Source organism: Acinetobacter sp. ANC_7588, assembly GCF_056783995.1.
In genome coordinates, this window is record NZ_JBWYIU010000045.1 from 1 (window position 1) to 362 (window position 362).

Here is a 362-nt window from a genome sequence, read left to right on the forward strand (position 1 = left end):
ATACGGCACGATCATTCCAAGCATTTTCATTGCCAATTTTAGCGGCGGTATTACACACAATCACATGACTAAAGCGTTGAGGATGATTGATCGCTAACCATTGACCTGTCAAACCACCCATCGAAATACCACAGAATGCAGCTTTTTCAACATTCAAATGGTCGAGTAAATTCACCACATCTTGACCAAGTTGATCAATGGTATATGGACCTTGAGGCGCGTCCGATGCACCATGACCACGCGTGTCATAACAAATCACATAATGAGAGCTTTTAAAAAACTCAATTTGTGATTGCCACATGCTGAAATTTGTCCCTAAAGAGTTAGAGAAAACAAGAGCAGGCTTGCTTGAATCACCAAAA

The 362-nt window shown here is 41.2% G+C and carries 1 protein-coding gene; it reads right to left on the bottom strand.

Annotated elements, in window-relative coordinates:
• On the bottom strand, positions 1 to 362 hold a 362-nt coding region (locus AC1M9J_RS14830), incomplete at both ends, for an alpha/beta fold hydrolase (protein WP_481952577.1).